At 49.3% G+C, this 16,814-nt stretch carries 15 protein-coding genes and 1 pseudogene; 12 read left to right on the top strand and 4 right to left on the bottom strand.

Translation table 11 applies throughout. The features are described from left to right. Positions 1-14 precede the first annotated feature (14 nt). The 8 genes from TX85_RS17045 to TX85_RS17015 all read left to right on the top strand — a co-directional run bounded on the left by TX85_RS17045 (position 15) and on the right by TX85_RS17015 (position 6,377). A complete protein-coding gene (locus tag TX85_RS17045) occupies positions 15-389 on the top strand; it encodes a DUF2634 domain-containing protein (protein WP_233500777.1) in 375 nt (124 codons plus the stop codon). Then, on the top strand, positions 382-1,461 hold the full coding sequence (locus TX85_RS17040; protein ID WP_044480736.1) for a baseplate J/gp47 family protein: 1,080 nt from the start codon (positions 382-384) through the stop codon (positions 1,459-1,461). The genes TX85_RS17045 and TX85_RS17040 overlap by 8 nt, the downstream gene beginning before the upstream one ends. Continuing rightward, complete coding sequence (locus tag TX85_RS17035; protein ID WP_044480734.1) at positions 1,454-2,041, top strand: putative phage tail protein; 588 nt, start codon at positions 1,454-1,456, stop codon at positions 2,039-2,041. Before TX85_RS17040 ends, TX85_RS17035 begins: the two co-directional genes overlap by 8 nt. Next, positions 2,038-2,325, top strand: coding sequence for a hypothetical protein (locus TX85_RS17030; RefSeq protein ID WP_044480732.1), 288 nt, complete (start codon positions 2,038-2,040; stop codon positions 2,323-2,325). The genes TX85_RS17035 and TX85_RS17030 overlap by 4 nt, the downstream gene beginning before the upstream one ends. Next, positions 2,325-4,874 carry a hypothetical protein gene (locus TX85_RS17025; protein ID WP_044480729.1) on the top strand — a complete coding sequence of 850 codons (2,550 nt, stop codon included), beginning with the start codon at positions 2,325-2,327 and terminating at the stop codon, positions 4,872-4,874. Before TX85_RS17030 ends, TX85_RS17025 begins: the two co-directional genes overlap by 1 nt. Next, entirely contained in the window at positions 4,871-5,431 is a 561-nt protein-coding gene (locus TX85_RS17020) for a hypothetical protein (RefSeq protein WP_044480728.1), read from the top strand. The genes TX85_RS17025 and TX85_RS17020 overlap by 4 nt, the downstream gene beginning before the upstream one ends. A 15-nt stretch (positions 5,432-5,446) precedes the next feature. After that, the gene (locus TX85_RS27075; protein WP_199558838.1) at positions 5,447-5,554 is read left to right on the top strand and encodes a CD1375 family protein; all 108 of its coding nucleotides are present in this window, start codon (positions 5,447-5,449) and stop codon (positions 5,552-5,554) included. Between the two features lie 346 nt (positions 5,555-5,900). Beyond that, on the top strand, positions 5,901-6,377 hold the full coding sequence (locus tag TX85_RS17015) for a copper amine oxidase N-terminal domain-containing protein (protein WP_222860714.1): 477 nt from the start codon (positions 5,901-5,903) through the stop codon (positions 6,375-6,377). Positions 6,378-6,621: 244 nt separating this feature from the next. On the opposite strand, the gene TX85_RS17010 is transcribed toward TX85_RS17015, so the two are convergent. The 3 genes from TX85_RS17010 to TX85_RS25440 all read right to left on the bottom strand — a co-directional run bounded on the left by TX85_RS17010 (position 6,622) and on the right by TX85_RS25440 (position 9,732). Then, positions 6,622-7,173, bottom strand: coding sequence for a hypothetical protein (locus tag TX85_RS17010; protein WP_148444376.1), 552 nt, complete (start codon positions 7,171-7,173; stop codon positions 6,622-6,624). Between the two features lie 152 nt (positions 7,174-7,325). Further along, positions 7,326-8,135: a response regulator transcription factor gene (locus TX85_RS17005; protein WP_081671786.1), complete on the bottom strand. Its 810-nt coding sequence runs from the start codon at positions 8,133-8,135 to the stop codon at positions 7,326-7,328. Further along, positions 8,113-9,732 carry a sensor histidine kinase gene (locus TX85_RS25440; RefSeq protein ID WP_049895015.1) on the bottom strand — a complete coding sequence of 540 codons (1,620 nt, stop codon included), beginning with the start codon at positions 9,730-9,732 and terminating at the stop codon, positions 8,113-8,115. The genes TX85_RS17005 and TX85_RS25440 overlap by 23 nt, the downstream gene beginning before the upstream one ends. A 213-nt stretch (positions 9,733-9,945) precedes the next feature. On the opposite strand from TX85_RS25440, the gene TX85_RS16995 reads away from it, so the two are divergent. Then, entirely contained in the window at positions 9,946-11,754 is a 1,809-nt protein-coding gene (locus TX85_RS16995) for a flavocytochrome c (protein WP_233500785.1), read from the top strand. 772 nt (positions 11,755-12,526) lie between these two features. Next, entirely contained in the window at positions 12,527-14,236 is a 1,710-nt protein-coding gene (locus TX85_RS16990) for a tetratricopeptide repeat protein (protein WP_187375176.1), read from the top strand. 18 nt (positions 14,237-14,254) lie between these two features. Here TX85_RS16990 and TX85_RS25965 read toward each other — a convergent pair. Beyond that, positions 14,255-14,440, bottom strand: a pseudogene (locus TX85_RS25965) (response regulator transcription factor); the annotation flags it as partial. A gap of 247 nt (positions 14,441-14,687) precedes the next feature. Between TX85_RS25965 and trxB the strand changes: the two are divergent. Both trxB and TX85_RS16980 read left to right on the top strand, forming a co-directional pair. After that, positions 14,688-15,656, top strand: a complete 969-nt coding sequence (gene trxB / locus TX85_RS16985) for a thioredoxin-disulfide reductase (RefSeq protein ID WP_044480910.1) — start codon at positions 14,688-14,690, stop codon at positions 15,654-15,656. A gap of 215 nt (positions 15,657-15,871) precedes the next feature. Then, entirely contained in the window at positions 15,872-16,714 is an 843-nt protein-coding gene (locus tag TX85_RS16980) for a MurR/RpiR family transcriptional regulator (protein WP_044480909.1), read from the top strand. The last annotated feature ends 100 nt before the right edge of the window (positions 16,715-16,814 follow it).

The following is a 16,814-nucleotide window of genomic DNA, read 5'->3' as shown; positions in this document are numbered from 1 at the left end:
AAGGAGGAAGCCTGATGCCGGACACAGTCCCGGTGGAGCAGCCAAGCCGTACCTACAAGCTGGATGTGAGGCAAGGCCGTATGGCGGGAATGGCGGATGGACTGGATGCGGTAAGGCAGGCGGTGTATAAAATACTGCATACCCAGCGTTTTGCCCATTTGATCTATTCAGGAGACTACGGCTTTGAGCGAGCGGGCTTGCTTGGAGGCAATCCTGACTTTGTACGTTTGGAGTTAGGACGCCGGACTCGCGAGGCGCTGCTGGCGGATGAACGGATCTCGGATATCACGGATTTCCGGATCGAAATGCAAGGAGATGAGGCGGAGGTCAGCTTCACGGTACTATCCGTGTATGGGGATTTCCGCATGGAGGTGAATACGAATGTATGAGCATGAGACTTATGAAGCCATTCTCTCCCGGATGCTGTCCCGGATACCGGATACGATTGACAAGCGGGAGGGGAGCATCATCTATGATGGGCTAGCCCCGGCGGCGGCCGAGCTGGCGCAGATGTATATTGAGCTGGATCTCAGCTTTGGTCTGTCCTTTGCGGATACCGCTAGCGGGGATTATTTATCGCGTCGTACTGCTGAATTTGGTGTGGACCGACAACAGGCCACGAAGGCGCGCCGGAGAGGACGTTTCTATGGAGCCCAAGATGCCCCTATCGATATTCTCCCTGGCAGTCGGTTCTCGCTGAATGATCTGGATTATACGGCAATATCCCGAATCACGGTCGGTGAATGGGTGCTGGAATGCGAAACAGCGGGAGCCGTCGGCAATCAACAGTATGGGGCTTTGCTGCCCATTGATTATGTGCCTGGCTTGGTTCGCGCAGAGTTAGCGGATGTGGTTATTCCTGGCGAGGATCAGGAGACAGATGATGCGCTGCGGCTGCGTTATTACGAAACCGTTAATGAGCCTGCCTTTGGCGGGAATGTGGCGGATTATGAACAGACCCTGAACAAGATGGAGGGTGTGGGAGCCACCAAAGTATTCCCGGTCTGGAACGGCGGCGGGACCGTCAAATGTACGGTAATCACTTCGGATTGGAGCGAGCCATCTGCGGCTTTTCTCGCCGAGTTGCAGACGGCTATAGACCCTACGGTAAACCAGGGCAAGGGTTATGGTACAGCCCCGATTGGGCACACCGTTACGGTGACCGGTGTAGCTGGGGTTACCGTGGATGTAGCGACGACGGTTACGCTCGCTCCAGAGACAACCTCCGGTCAAGTCCAGGCCCCGATTGAGGAAGCGGTGACGGCTTATCTGCTGGGATTACGGCAAACCTGGGCCGACACAGAGCAAATTATTGTACGGGTGGCCTTGATTGAGGCTGCCATGTTGCAGGTTCCCGGGGTCATTGATGTGACGGAGACAGAGCTTAACGGGGTAGCGGGCAATCTTACGCTGGCGGCTGAGGAGATTCCGCGAGTGGGGACGGTGATTGTTCATGCCTGAACGCATTTTACCCTATCTTCCTGACTATTACGGGGAGGTGCTGGATTTTATCCAATTGGCCCGCACAGAAGATCTGGAGCTGGATCAATTGGAGGGAGCGGTGGAGCAGCTATTTGCCGATCAGTTTGTAGAGACGGCCGGACTTCAGGCGATCAAACGCCGGGAGCGTATGCTGGGCATTCAAGCCGATCCTGCCGTGGAGACCTTGGAGTTCCGTAAGCAGCGAATCCTCAATCGCTACCGGACGAAGCCTCCTTTTACCGTGCGCTGGCTGCAAGAACAGCTTGACCGCCTGGTTGGGCCGGGCATGACCATTGTGTCGGTGGACCCGGATCGGTTCATGTTGTATGTCACGACGAGCATTGAGAATGCCAATGTCTTCAAAGAAGTTCAATATACGCTGCAAACGGTAAAGCCGGCGAACATGGTCTATCAGCAAAATACGGCGCTCCATGACCGCATCGGTCTGGAAGAGCATGTCGCCAGCAGGTCCGTGACCTGGAACTATAAGCTAGATGGTTCATGGCAGCTCGGGGAGAAGCCGTTTGCCACACTCGGAACGGAGGTGCGCGTGATATGATAACCGCCACTTTTAAACAGGAAATTGCCCAGTACGTCCATTCGCGGCTGGCGAAGGTCGTATTAAATGGCAGCTTTGAAATTACAGAATTCCAGCAGAGCGTCGTTAACGACTCGACCTTGGCCTTGCAATATCTGATCCCGGCGAACGAACTGCCGGTCATCACACAAATCGAGCTGCGTGATGAGACCGATGCCACGCTGTCCACCCACACGGTGAACTTACCCGTGCCGTCAGACACGCTCATGCTACAAACGTTACAAATCAAGGAGGTCAACAACTAATGGCCAAAACCGATTGGAGATTTACAGATACCGTCATCCCGGAAGACCTTAATGGAATCGGGGAAGAAATCAACGGACTGCGCACCGAGCTGTCCACCCGCTTCGACCACGAAGCCACCACTCCCCTCACCCTCCAGCCCGGCCTCCAGGTCGTCCACGCTGAAAAGGACTCCCGCTTCAAGCTGGGCGAAATTCGGGGGCGGACGTTGGTGAATTTGTTGGGGGTAGCAGGAGGTTGTGAGAACTTAGGTGAGTGGAACTTAGCAGGAAACCAACTACCAACACTCGATACTGCCAAAAAAAAGTACGGAAGCAGTTCTATTTCTTTGGTTAGATCATTCCCACCAGTAGACTCATATATTTATCGGGTTGTAAAGCTAAAACCAGGCGCTAAATACGTAGCTATACAAGAAATTAATATAGCATCAACCACAGGGGACCAAGGAGCACTGCTAAGTATTCAGCAGCCATCTTTAGGGGAGGTCATTACAAATAAGTCTGCAGATATGTCTAAGTTAAATGTATGGCAGCCTGTATTTGCTAAATTTACCGGTGATAGTGCCATTGACAATACAATAAATATTGTGGCTATTGTGGGATGGGGAACAAACGGAGATATTTCCGTTAATGTAGACGGTATAAGGCTCTATGAAATATCAGAAGCAGAATACAGCGCGCTTGATAATATGACAGCAGAGGAAGTGGGTATGAAATACCCCTTCGTTTCTCTAGGTATTGTTGGGGTCCAATCTCCTTACGTAATCGATACGTCAGGTAATCTGCTGCCGCCGTTTTATAAGTGGGATGAACTTGGCAACCTCGTATCGATTACGGAACCTTACAGCGCACTCCTTGCTCCATCTGCATCCGTCGCTATTTTTTATGTGAATGTGCCCGTAATTCAAGGACAAACTTATACCTTAGACATGGGGGAATCGACGGGGTTTGCGGCATATATTCTTCGGGATAGTGCGGGTAATGCTTTGTACGACTCCGGCTTAATCAGCGGAACCAAGACATTCACCGTCTCAACAGAAGGTGCAAGCTATTTACAAATGATTTTCGGAAATGGCGGGCCATCAAGCGAAACGCTCACTTTCGAAAACCCAATGCTCTCTATCGGTGCCGAGCCGCAACCATTTGTACCACAACGTAAATCCATGCTCGCCTTTCAGACGGAGTTACACGCTAACCCTACGGATGGTAGTGATCCGGATATCCTATTTGAGCAAAACGGGGAGTACAAGAAGCTAGCGAAGTGGAGGAAGGTTGTGCTAGATGGGTCGCTGAGTTGGGAAATCCATTCAACTGGAACTGGTTTTAAACAACTTAGGGTTAATAGGCTTTCTCCGAATTATGTAGGTGGAAGTAAGATTGTCACAAAATTTAATGGTGATCGGCTGTCTAATACAACTGTTGGGATGACCCTCCCTGATTATGTGTACAATCATCCAACAGATTCAACAGATAATCTTTATATATCTGTTTCGAGTGCAAACAGTGGATGGGGAGACGACTATACACCCACACAAGACGAGATCAGGGCATATTTCAACGGGTGGAGGATGGCGGCCAACGACAATTGGGGTCTTCCGTACCCCGGAACTGGAGTTAAGGCATGGGGTCGTATCAACTCTACTGGCGGACTTGTTCCAGGTTCAGGAACAACTGTACTTCCAACAGCCTTAAATACAGAAGGGGGATACACACCTTATCAACTCCTATACCGCCTAGCCAAAGAAACCGTCGAACCTGTAGTGACAGAAGGTGCGCTAACACTGTCCGAAGGTGACAATATGGTAGAAGTAGGTACGGGGATTGTGTTGAGAGAGCGAGCGAATCCATACTATCACGCTCCGCAAAACCGTTACTATATCAACAACCTAAATTTCGGAACGTCTCTGCTTTATTTTAAATCCAGCAGCATAATAGCCGTATATAAAGACAGTACGGATGATGCGACATGGCACGTGGATGCCACTCCCGGGGGCGGAGCAAATCTAGTGCAAGCCTATGTGGATACGTGGAACTATGACCAAGCCGCAGCCTACAGCGTCACCTATATCAAACTTGATACATCGCCAATCCAGCCGCTTGTAGGCACGTTGGCCGCTAATGAAAAGGCGCAGATCAGCGACCTGACCGCAGGCGTGACCGAGGCGCTGCAACGTGTGAGCGTGGTCGAGCAGAAGAAAGCGGAGAAGGATGCGCCGGGATGGATTACGCCTACGCTGCTTAATGGGTGGGTATCGCATTCGGCGAATTTTCCCAAAGCTCAGTATTATAAAGATTCCAACGGAGTTGTGTGCATAAGGGGTTTTGTTAAAGATGGGACAACGTCAGGCGTGTTGTTTGTTTTGCCGGAAGGATACCGACCCGATTTATGGCTGGCTTGGCCGGTAACCTCATATGACGGAACAAATGTTGCGCCTGGAACAGTCAACATAAAATCTAATGGTGAGATACAGATCGCTGTGAATGTAAAAAATACTTGGCTTAGTCTTGAAGGTATCTCATTTCTTGCAAACAATAAAGGAGGCATCACATGAAAGCCATACCCAAAGTAAATACAGAAGGCCTCTATTTAGAGGACGCCTTAGTGGACGATGCCTTTTCTGGGGTCGTCCCTTTTTATGCCGAGTTGCCAGTACCAGAGTTGCCATTGGAAACGGGGACCGTGGATGAGCAGCCAGCTAAACAGGAGCCGGAGATTGCCGGCTACATGGTGGGCCTGCCTGTTACGCCGGGATTGTACCTTCCGCGATTTGATATGACTGCCTGGGAGGACTATCAAGACAACTTGTCTACTGTACAAGAGGAGTACAACACAGCTTATGCAGAGTGGAGTAGTCTACCGGAGGATGAGCGCAGCGATCCGCCAATGCATCAGTTGCCTGCACAACCCCAACTCTGGTTGGAGGGCCTCACGCCATCAGAGATTGAAGCCTTAAATCCCCCGAAACAGCCTACTGAGCTGGAGCGTTTGCAACAGGAAAACATGGAGTTGAAGCTGGCTCTCACCGAGTTGGCAGAGGCTAACGAAACGGACAGAACACAAATGCAACTAGCTCTTGCCGAGTTAGCTGAATTGGTGGCAGTTCATTAGGAGGTGATGAGAGCAATGGCTAAAATTTATGTTGATTTAATTCAAAAAGGATTAAAGTCCATCGAAGATGTACCTTTGCGCTGGAAAGAGCAGGTTCAGGAGCTCATGGACCGTGCCAATTAGGTAATCACGATATGCGCTACTATGTAACTTCAAAAAGGTCGATCCTGGGGATTCTCCAAGGTCGGCCTGCTTTTTAGCGTGATCCCAAGTGGGCCCCATTCTCCTCATTAGCCTGTGGACTCTTAGTTGCCCATTCACCAACCTGCTGTCGGGATTTCTTTCCGTAATCACAATCATCGGCACAATTAACGTTGTATCAACCGGCAAAAACAACTAGGGCAATTCCCCCCCCTTCAGGCCCGTATCCTCCATGTCTTTCATCAAGCACGCGGCACAGTCCGCAATACATCGCCTGATACCGTTCCTTATGCGGCAACCAGCAGCAATGTAAAATGGTATGAAATTAATGTTAAGTCTACTGATTCCTATTCGTACGCTTACTTCTTTGGGCTTGTCCAATAGTTGGGATGCAAATTCTAGGACAGTGACAATTAAGAATACCTCTGGTGATGTATTAACTATTACCCCAGAGAGCAACATTGCTTATAAAAATGGAAAACGAATTGAAATGAGTGTTCCTGCTCAAAGTAAGCACGGTCGTGTGCTCGTACCTATTCGATTTGTTTCCGAAAGCATGGGCTATCAAATGCATTATGAAACCATTCGCAACATCATCTTCGTGATATCTTCAGAGCATACTTTGAACACTGATGTGCTAGACCCGTCTGATTTAGTATCGGCTCGTAAAGCAGCGATTTCTCTCCCCATAGTGGCTGATTTTAAGACGATTGGATTTGCTACAAGAAGAGATGTGACTTATCGTTTCCCTGAAGGAAAAGCAGATATGTATGAGTTAATGATGGCCTTACGCATACTGTTGTAAAAATTGAAAGTGGTAAGGCGGTTGCCATGGGTCAGTATACAATAGGGGATCGTTCTAATATTTTGCTTAAGGCAGGGAGAATAACCTGGGAAAGTACCGTCTCCGATCCTATTTTAGAGCCATTTTCGATTGCTGTTTACTTTGATAATGATCCGAACACAATCACAACAAATGTTATCTATTGGGAAGTATTACAGTATCCTTTTCTGACATATAACCTGCAATCCTGCTGCATAAATTTATTTTATTCTACGTTAAAATCGTATTCGACGGGTGATTTGATATCAATAATACAGAATCGAAAATCCGCCCGTTTCTCATATGCATTTGGGCATATGAAATAACCATTAAGTGATTTCACAGAAAGTTTCCTGAAAATTTTGCGAATGCTATTATATAGCTCCTTTGAAGCTTCAACATCATAATGTATGGTACTGATTGTCGTAGGGAAAAGAGCAGCAGACTGGTGTACTCCACCCAAATCTATATCAATGTATTCTTGATTTTCATCACAGTGAGAAGAATATCTGGTTCTTACACCATGCTCACTTTTGCATTGATACTGTCTCCATACACATTTTTGATGTTCATGAAATACAAGAAATTGATTATATCCAATATGACTGCCATAGCGATTTGTACCGAATGTTTCAATTTTAGTAATATCATCAATCTGAATAGCACCTATGTCTGAATACGTGGGCGTGTAATAAACCTTCAAATTTTCTTGAAGTTGAGTGAAGACAGCATATAAATCTTCTTTCGTTGCATAAGCGCGGAAACGTCTGGTTGCCAAAATCATTTCACCTCTTTATATACTGCGTTCATCTGTTACATCAAAGGATACTTGATCCGGGATGATAGATATAGTAATTAAATCATTGCTGTACTGTGCTGCGAGGTATTCAAGCTCTGCAAGCCTCTCTCTTGCTCATAGTTAAAGCTCGTCTAATCCCCCCGCCCCCTATTTTTATACTCCAGCGGAGACAGCCCGACCTTGTTTTTGAACACGCGGCTAAAATAGTATTGGCTCTTATAGCCTACCTTGGTGGCGAGGCTGTTTATTCGAATATTGGAGGCTGCATCGTCCAATACCTCCTTGGCCTTGGCTATTCTTAGCCCGGTTACATAATCCAGAAAAGAGAGCCCGGTCTCCTGCTTCATCCGCTTGCTGAGATAGGTTGGATTCATATGAAATAAGTCGGCTACTCGGGTGATGGTTAGCTCGGGATCCTGATAATGATCGTTGATATACTCCGTTACCTTGTAGATCAAGAGTGTACCGTCGCCGCCGGAGATCATACGATGGGGAAGTGGTGTATCCTGTGATGCCCTTGTATGGGACTGATCCGGAAATTTCTGCTGCAGATGGGTATCCAGACGATGAAGAAGCTGTTCCAGATCGCTCTTGGGGACTGGCTTCAGGACATAGTCAAATGCCTGCAGCTGCACGGCTTGACGCGCATATTCGAAATTGTCATATCCGCTAATAATGACCACCACCATCGAAGGGAACCGCTTGTGCAGTAAGCTGATTAGATCGAGTCCGTTCATATTCGGCATATTAATATCAATGAAGCAGACGTGAGCAGGCAGCTGGTCCAATTGCTGCAAAGCTTCCCCTGCATTTTTGGCTTCTGCAACGACAGTGAAGGGGGAGTGACTGCTTTCAATGAACTGCCTCAACCCGCGTCGAATAATTGTTTCGTCATCTACAAGCATGATTTTCCACATCTCACTCACACTCTCTTCTATCATTTTTTGGCAGGAGGATCGTCATTGTGGTCATCCCCTCGCTGCTGCTTATCTTCAGCCCATACCCTTTCCCGTATAGCATTCTGATTCGATGATTTACGCTGTATAGGCCAAATCCGGCTACGGCCCCGTCTTGTTTGTCCTCCGTCAGCATTTGGTTGATTCTGACGAGCTTGTCTGAAGGGATTGGCAGGCCGTCATTTGCCACATGAATTACAAGCTGATCTCCCGTGGAGCAGGCCTGAATTGAGATCGTGCATCTTCGGTCTTCCAGCGGCTTAATGCCATGATAGATGGCGTTCTCAACCAGCGGCTGAAGCATGAAGCGAAGGACCGGGCATTGTAGGATATCTTCTTCATAGCTCAGCTCATAATCGAGGATTTCCTCATACCGCACACATTGGATTTGCAAGTAGCTTTCAACATGGTACAATTCCTGCTCCAGTGAGATATACGTCTCTCCATGGCCAAGGCTCAGTCTGAAGTATGTGCTGAGCGCCTCTACCATCTCAACGATATTATCAGCTCCGTATTCTCCGGCCATCCATTGGATCGTATCCAGGGTGTTGTACAAAAAATGCGGCTTGATCTGTTCATGCACCAGCTTGAGCTCGATTTCTTGCTTTTCTTGCTCGGAACGATACAGTTGTACAAGCATTTCATTGAAGCTATGGGCCAGGTCGCCAATTTCATCTTGTCGCGATTCATCTGCACGTATATGCTGATTGCCCTGCTGCACGTTCTTCATCACCTGACGGAGCGCTTGAATGGGGCGAATAATAGAGGTCAGCAGCAGCATCAGTAATAGAATGAATATCAGTCCCAGCAGAGGGCCTACGATTAGAGCCGTTCGCTGAGTTCTTACGACAGCCAGAGACAGCTCGGAATCCGGCACCTCGAGAACGATTTTCCAACCCTTTACACTATCAATCGGGGCTTCAAATACACTGATTCCATCACACCCCTTGCTATGGTTACACCCAATCGCCTGCTGCTCCGGCTCGTCGCTTCCGCCCACAATCAGCTTGCCAAGCTGGTCGTACATGGAGATATCCTCTGCAATCTCCTTCATCTTCTCTAGCGAGACCCCAGCGGCAATGTAGGCAGCTTCTTCATTCTTCAGGGGTTGAATGCGATAGAGGATAACAACAATCTCTACGCCGTTTGCTTTGGATACAATCGGATGACTGACTACATAATCGGCATTGGATTCGATAAGGTGCTGGTAGTAGGGACGATTCAAGATAGAGAAGGGCTTATCCTCCATTCCCCAGGAGAAGGCATGAAGATCCACGACGCGAATTGATTCATATTCTTCCCGCTTTCGCCTCTCCAGCCTATGCGTCTCTTGCAGAAGCTGCTCCCTGGACCACTGATGGTCAGAGGCTAGAGCAGCCAGCGTATCAATTTCGCCAATTCTTTGATTAAACCAATAATCGATTTGGTCGCTGCGGGCGTCCAGCACCTGCTGGGTCAAGCTTTTGTTCAAGGGAATCACCGTATGATTCATCTCCATATAAATCGTAACCAGCAGAGCAAGAAACAGAAGCGTAAAGCAACTGCCCGCATACAATAAGAGCTTTTTCTGTATAGAGTTCATCGCGCTTATCAGCTCCTTGTATTTCAAATGGCAGCTTGTCCGGAATAAAGCCCGAAAAAGATAAAAAACATCTGAATCGTGCAAATACTTGTGATTGCAACTGCCTTATAATAGCTCTTGTGCACATTTTCACATGAAAAGCTGTTTGTGTCTAGGAGCCTGGTGACAAAGAGGGCTTCCGGCCGTGAGAATCAAAATGAAGGGGAGAACAAAATGCTGCAACGAATTTACTCAAAAAGAATACTGGCGATGCTGTTGACTTTATGTCTGGTGCTTATGGCAACTGCTTGCGGGGGCACGGAGACACCCAGCGCGAACAACAGCGCAGATACTGGAACCAAGGTCGTTGAAGGTGTTGGACAAGGTAAGCACGGAGATATTAAGGTCAAGGTAACCTTCACGGACAATCAAATTACTGACATTGAAGTCGTGGAAAATAAGGAGAATGAGGTGCTGGCGGAGCCAGTCTACACACAGCTGAAGGAAGTGGTTATTGCAGCGAACAGCCCGGAGGTTGACGCGATTAGCGGCTCTACTGTAACGAGCAATGGCTATCTGGATGCGATCAAGGATGCTATTGCCAAGTCAGGACTGACCCTTGCTGCCGCTGGCGCTGCGGCTAACAACGCCCAGAGCAAGGAGGCAGCTGAGCAGACATATGATGTTGTAGTAATCGGCGCAGGCGGAGCCGGCTTCAGTGCGGCTATCGAAGCGAATCAGGCCGGATCCCAAGTCGTGCTATTGGAGAAAATGCCAACGGTAGGGGGAAACACACTTATATCGGGCGGAGAAATGAACGCGCCTAACAACTGGGTGCAGCAGAAGCTGGGAATTACAGATGATACGGCAGATTTATTCTATGAGGACACGCTTAAGGGCGGAGATAACCTGGGTACACCTGAGATGGTTCGCATTCTGGCCGATCATGCACTGGAATCTGCCGAATGGCTGCGTGATGAGGTCAAGGTGGAATTCCTGCCGGATCACCTGTTCCAATTCGGGGGTCACTCCAGAAAGCGCGCCTTGATTCCTGTCGGTCATACAGGAGCTGAACTGATTACAAAGCTGAAGACCAAGACGGAAGAGCAGGGCGTTATCATCAAGACGAGCATGAAGGCAGATGCATTGATTACAAATGATGAAGGCAGAGTAACCGGAGTAGAGGCTACTGACGGCAGCGGCAATAAGATTATTTTTCATGCAAAAATGGGCGTTGTAATAGCTTCAGGCGGGTTTGGATCTAATATAGAGATGCGCAAGAAGTATAATCCGGAAATGGACGAAAAGTACCTGTCCACGGACACACCGGGGACAACGGGCGATGGGATTGTCATGGCCGAGGCTTTGGGTGCTAAGCTCGCTAATATGGAATATATTCAGACTTATCCGGTGTGCAATCCGGAGACAGGGGTCATTTCTCTTGTCGCCGATTCCCGGTTTGACGGTGCTATTCTGATTAATCAAGAGGGAGAGCGTTTTGTCGAGGAGCTGGAACGTCGGGATGTCATCTCGAAGGCCATTCTTGCTCAGACAGGCGGCTACACCTATCAGCTCTGGAATCAGACAATTGCTGATATAGGCAAGACCATCGAAGTACATCAGGATGAATATGATATGCTGATTAAGCAAGGTCTGTTGTACAAGGCGGATACCCTCGAGGAAGCAGCAAAATTCTTTAATGTGGATATAGATACGTTGAAAGCCACCGTAAAAAAAGTAAATCAATACGCAAGCACGGGTGATGATCTGGATTTCCATCATCGCGGCGGACTGGTCTCGCTGGAGACAGGACCTTATTATATTCAAAAAGCCGTGCCTTCTGTCCATCATACGATGGGCGGGCTTGTAATTGATGAGAAGACGCACGTAATAAATGAGGAGGGCAGTATTATTCCAGGGCTGTACGCAGCAGGCGAGGTCACGGGTGTGATTCATGGCACGAACCGTCTCGGCGGTAATGCCATCGCGGATGTATTCACCTTTGGCCGTATTGCAGGACAACAGGTTGTAGCCGAGAATTAATCCAGCAATAAAATAGGATGGTATTTGTAAGAAATTAAGGAGTTAAGCAGTCTATTCTCGCTTAGCTCCTTGTTTTTTGTTGTCTGCTCGCTGTGGAAGCTCATTACCTCCATAGCCACATCCGCGCCGATGGTGCCAGGGAGCTTTTCTAACGGGATAGCAGCTGCAGTGAACAAAAGGACATTACATTTCAGAGAAATAGGCCGAGAGCACCTCTAGTGAAATTTTTGATATTAGAGTGTGCTAAAACTGGGGAAATCCATTATTTTGAGGAATTTAAGAGAAGATTCTTCACTAAAATGGGGTTCGAGCCTCGAATGGCGGATTTAAGGGAAAAAAATTCACTGCGGTAAACGGAGGCTCCCCCTCATTCCCTTGTGTCCCCCTATCACCTTCACCTGTATTTTACATGGGACGCCAGCTATCGCTATGGTATAATGTAAGGTAGAGCTGAGAGCTTCTTTAAGTTGCTTAGGCATACTATCATAAGTTTGACTATTGATTGTTACGTATAAAGGGCATAAGTGTGATGTGTACTGTAGAAGCGTTAGCGTTCGCCTTTGCGATCGGATTTCTACTCTATCATGGCTTAGTTTAATCAGAGAAATCCGTGAACAACAGCGATCGAAAGAACACATCACACGTTGCCCCATTACGTACATCCCATTAGTTTAGACTTATATAGAATAGACTTGATGGTAGATAGGAGGTGCCTTGTTTGAAAGAATATAGCGAACCGGATCAGCAGGAGGGGAAAGTGCTTCCGCTTGAGATGGATGCGGGCTTTTTCTTTGAACGGGCAGTCTCTTCACTGGACCGTCGCCACTATGATAAGGCATTAAAGTATTTTCGCAAAGCGGCGGAGTATGAGCCGCAGAATCCGGTAAATCATTGCAATCTGGCGGGGATTCTATCCGAGATGGGGGACTTCGAGGCTTCGAATGCAGCCCTGTCCATCGTCCTGGATGAGATCGATCCGAACATGACAGAATGCTATTTTTATATGGCTAATAATTATGCGAATATGAATATGTTTGAAGCGGCGGAGCAGGCACTGGTCACATATCTGGAGAGGGATGCCAGCGGCCAGTTTCTGGAGGAAGCGGAAGAGATGATGGACTTGCTTCAATTCGAATTGGAGCGTCCGACGAAGGTAACGAGTATTAAAGCCATGGAGGGTGTAGTCGAGCATGACCGCGCGCGTTTGTGGCTGGAGGAAGGCAAGTTTGTTCAAGCCGTCAAGCTGCTGGAGGAGATCGTGGAGAAGCAGCCGGACTTCCATTCCGCCCGTAATAATTTGGCGCTGGGCTATTATTACCTGGGCCGGTTTCAAAAGGCGCTGGATATGGTGGAAGAGGTGCTGCAGCAGGAGCCGGGGAATTTGCATGCGCTCTGCAATCTGGCGATTTTCAGTCAGCATGTGGGCGATCAAGAGGCGCTGAATGCCCTCTCGGGGCGTCTCGGCAAAATTGTTCCTTTTCATCAGGAGCATGTGTTTAAGCTGGCTACGACGATGGGAATTCTCGGCGACCACGAGGCAGCCTACAGTCACTTCCTCCGCTTGCTCCGGGAGGATGATATCGTGCCTGAGCCGTCTTTGTACCACTATGCGGCTACCGCTGCTTTTTATACGGGAAGATTTCAGGCCGCAGAGAAGCTGTGGCGGCAAGCGAAGAGCCTTGATCCTGCCTCCAAGGTTGCTGAATACTACCTGGAGTGGCTGTCGCTTTTTCAGGAAGAATTGGGCCGTGACAAGGAAGAGAATGAGACAAGCAGTTCGTCTGTGCCCGTGATCAGTTACCAGTATCAATTGCCCTTCGAGGAGCAGATGAAGCATTGGGAAGGCTCGGAAGAGGGGCTTACAGAAGACCTGCTGGCGAATCCGCTCGTTCGGGCGTCCTGCTTCTGGGCGCTGCGTCATGGTGATGATAATGTCAAGCTGCAAGTGATCGAGGCCTTCCGGCATATTGCCGATCATGAGGCGGAGTTGGAGCTGCGGGCCTTCCTGCAGAATCCTGACGAGGATCCTCAGTTGAAAGAGACTGCCCAATTTGTGCTTCGGAACTGGAGTGCCGAGCAGGAATGCGCGGCGTCCATGAGGGAGCGTGAGCTTGCCGGTGCGCTGCAAGGAGAAGCTCATAGACTGCCGGTCTGGAAGGTCGAATGGCAGGCCGTGCTTGATCTTGTGTCCCTGCAGAACAAAGGAGAATTTGATGCAGAGAAGCTGCAGGATTTGAAATCCTTATGGATAGAGTTCCTGGACTCTATGTACCCGAATGTGCCGGAAATCAAACACCTTGAGGGCTGGGCAGCTGCGCTGGAATATCTGGTCGCCAAGCTTCACAATCTTCCGCTCACCTATAAAGTGCTTGCTGAACGCTACGAGGTTACTGCATCGCTGATACGGCGTTATGTGGAACGGATTGATGAGGTATGTGCGGTCAAGAAGCGATTGAAGCCAACCGTTCCATTCGTCCAATAAAATAAAGGACAAGGGCCGTCAAATCCAGCCCTTGTCCTCTGCCAGCCGGATCGCTTCGATCCGGCTTTTGGCGTCCAGCTTGCCCAGTATCTCCGAGATGTAATTGCGCACCGTCCCGCTGGACAAATGCAGCTGCTTGGCGATTTCCCCGGTGCGATAGCCGGCTGCTGCGAGCTTTAGAATCTCCTGCTCTCTTGGCGGGAGTTTGATCTCAGCATATCTGATCTGGCGGAAGCTCGTTAGTAGGGAGTGTCATGATTTCAAGATGACAAATGTCATGTGAGAGCCGGATTAACCTGCTTTTCGAACAAATTTGGAATGGACAGGCGGGCTAGCAGCGGGTAAATGGGCGTCATGTTGGGTAAAACTTAGATAGTAGAACAGGATGGGAGATGAGTCGTTGTGAAGACGATGCATTTCTGTCATCCATCAAGGAGGTAGCGTGATGTCGATATATAAGTCTATTGTGATCGGAACCGGGCCAGCCGGGCTGACGGCGGCCATTTACTTGGCTAGAGCGGGACTTGCGCCGCTTGTTATTGAGGGAATCCAGCCGGGCGGTCAGTTGACCACGACGACGGAGGTGGAGAACTTTCCGGGTTTTCCCGAAGGGATTCAGGGGCCGGAGCTGATGGACCATATGCGCAAGCAGGCCGAGCGCTTTGGTGCGGAGTTCCGGAGCGGTTGGGTGACCGGGGTGGATTTTGCGAGGCAGCCTCGGGTCATCACACTGGAGGGCGGAGAGACGCTGCAGACGGAGACAGTAATACTGTCGACAGGCGCGTCGGCCAGATACCTGGGAATTCCGGGCGAGCAGGAAAATGTTGGGCGGGGAGTCAGCACGTGTGCGACCTGTGACGGTTTCTTTTTCCGGGGAAAAAAGCTCCTCGTCGTCGGAGGCGGGGACTCAGCTATGGAGGAAGCCAGCTTCCTTACACGCTTCGCGACACAGGTGACCATTGTGCATCGGCGGGACGAGCTGCGGGCCTCCAAGATTATGCAGGATCGGGCTCGAAGCAATGAAAAAATTGCATGGGCGCTGAATCGGACGCCGGTGGCCGTCGAAACGGACGAGCTGGGACGAGTCAAGGGTCTGCGGGTATTGAACAATGTTAGTGGCCAAGAGGAGCTGCTAGAGGCGGATGGCTTATTCGTGGCGATCGGTCATACGCCGAACACGGCATTTCTCGGAGGGGCGGTCGAGATAGACAGCCATGGCTATATCGTGGTTCAGCCGGGAACGACGAAGACGAACGTGCAGGGCGTGTTCGCATGCGGGGACGTGCAGGATATACGCTACCGCCAAGCCATTACCGCAGCAGGCAGCGGCTGTATGGCAGCGATGGACTGCGAGAAATACCTCGAAGGCAGCATGGTGCATGACTGGAGCGGTCTGGCGGGGCCCGGAGAGCGCGTGTAAAAGAGCGTTGTGAAAGCCGTCGTAGATGGTCAGGGCACCGGATGGTGCTGAACAATCAAAAGAATGTTTTCTCCAATAAAACAAAAAATGTTGGCTAAAACCTCTCAAACAATGGTACATTTGTGTTATAATCCAGTATCATTAGTCAAGAAGAAGATCGGGTGCTATCATCGGCCGATTGAAAGGGGATTTTGCGTTTGCCAACCGTACAGGGAATGGGGAAAACTTTACTGAGTATACAAAGTCATTTAAACGGGCTGACCAAAGCGGAACAAAAAGTGGCGCAATATATTTTGGATAACGCCTCCGATATTATCTATCATTCGGTAACCGAATTGGCGGAAAAATCCGAAGTCGGCGAAACGACGGTGCTGCGCTTATGCCGAAAGCTGAAATATCAAGGATTCCAGGATTTTAAATTATCTCTGGCGCAGGATCTGGTGAAACCGATAGATCATTTGCATCAAGAGGTGACAGAGGAAGACGATCCTGCCGCTTTGAACAAAAAAATTATCGCCAACCATATCCGCACCTTGGAGCAGACAAGAGAACTGGTCGTTTCAGAGCAGCTGGGCAAAGCAATCACTGTACTGCTCCATGCCCGCCGCATCAATTTTTTCGGGGTCGGTTCATCCGGGTTGACGGCCATGCAGGCGGCGCACAGCTTCTCCAGAATCGGCAAACAATGCAGCGCCAAAACAGACACGCACTTCCAGGCGATGGAGGCGGCATTGATGACCCCGGACGACGTGGCGGTTGGCATATCCATTTCCGGCAGCACGAAGGACACGATTGAAAACCTGACCCTGGCCAAAAAAGCGGGGGCTACCGTCGTAGCCATTACAAGCAACGCTCGCTCTCCGATCACCAAGGTGGCGGATATCGTCCTGTTAATGATTGCCCGCGAAAACCCGCTGCAGGGCAGCTCGCTTTCCGCTAAAATATCGCAGCTGGCCGTTATCGATATTCTGACCGTCGCTGTTTCGCTGCAAATGAAGGAAGAGTCGCTCAGATTCAGAGAAATCATGGCCAAGTCTATTTCCGAAAAGCTGTATTAGTCTTGACGGCGAACCCTCAGTTTAATGAAAAGTAAGGCAAAAGCAAAGGACCCTTCGCGGGTTCTTTTTTTTATATGCGCTTCCTAAAAGTAGGAATAAA

Source organism: Paenibacillus antibioticophila, from assembly GCF_000455265.1.
Lineage (GTDB): Bacteria > Bacillota > Bacilli > Paenibacillales > Paenibacillaceae > Fontibacillus > Fontibacillus antibioticophila.
Note: the sequence above shows the minus strand (reverse complement) of the source record. Positions and strands in the feature narration are given on the sequence as shown.

Bases quoted from the DNA above. Each gene is read 5' to 3' on its own strand.
- TX85_RS17045 (WP_233500777.1), top strand. From the start codon at position 15: ATGCCGGACACAGTCCCGGTGGAGCAGCCAAGCCGTACCTACAAGCTG.
- TX85_RS17040 (WP_044480736.1), top strand. From the start codon at position 382: ATGTATGAGCATGAGACTTATGAAGCCATTCTCTCCCGGATGCTGTCC.
- TX85_RS17035 (WP_044480734.1), top strand. From the start codon at position 1,454: ATGCCTGAACGCATTTTACCCTATCTTCCTGACTATTACGGGGAGGTG.
- TX85_RS17030 (WP_044480732.1), top strand. From the start codon at position 2,038: ATGATAACCGCCACTTTTAAACAGGAAATTGCCCAGTACGTCCATTCG.
- TX85_RS17025 (WP_044480729.1), top strand. From the start codon at position 2,325: ATGGCCAAAACCGATTGGAGATTTACAGATACCGTCATCCCGGAAGAC.
- TX85_RS17020 (WP_044480728.1), top strand. From the start codon at position 4,871: ATGAAAGCCATACCCAAAGTAAATACAGAAGGCCTCTATTTAGAGGAC.
- TX85_RS27075 (WP_199558838.1), top strand. From the start codon at position 5,447: ATGGCTAAAATTTATGTTGATTTAATTCAAAAAGGATTAAAGTCCATC.
- TX85_RS17015 (WP_222860714.1), top strand. From the start codon at position 5,901: ATGTTAAGTCTACTGATTCCTATTCGTACGCTTACTTCTTTGGGCTTG.
- TX85_RS17005 (WP_081671786.1), bottom strand. From the start codon at position 8,135: ATGATAGAAGAGAGTGTGAGTGAGATGTGGAAAATCATGCTTGTAGAT.
- TX85_RS25440 (WP_049895015.1), bottom strand. From the start codon at position 9,732: ATGAACTCTATACAGAAAAAGCTCTTATTGTATGCGGGCAGTTGCTTT.
- TX85_RS16995 (WP_233500785.1), top strand. From the start codon at position 9,946: ATGCTGCAACGAATTTACTCAAAAAGAATACTGGCGATGCTGTTGACT.
- TX85_RS16990 (WP_187375176.1), top strand. From the start codon at position 12,527: ATGGATGCGGGCTTTTTCTTTGAACGGGCAGTCTCTTCACTGGACCGT.
- TX85_RS16980 (WP_044480909.1), top strand. From the start codon at position 15,872: ATGGGGAAAACTTTACTGAGTATACAAAGTCATTTAAACGGGCTGACC.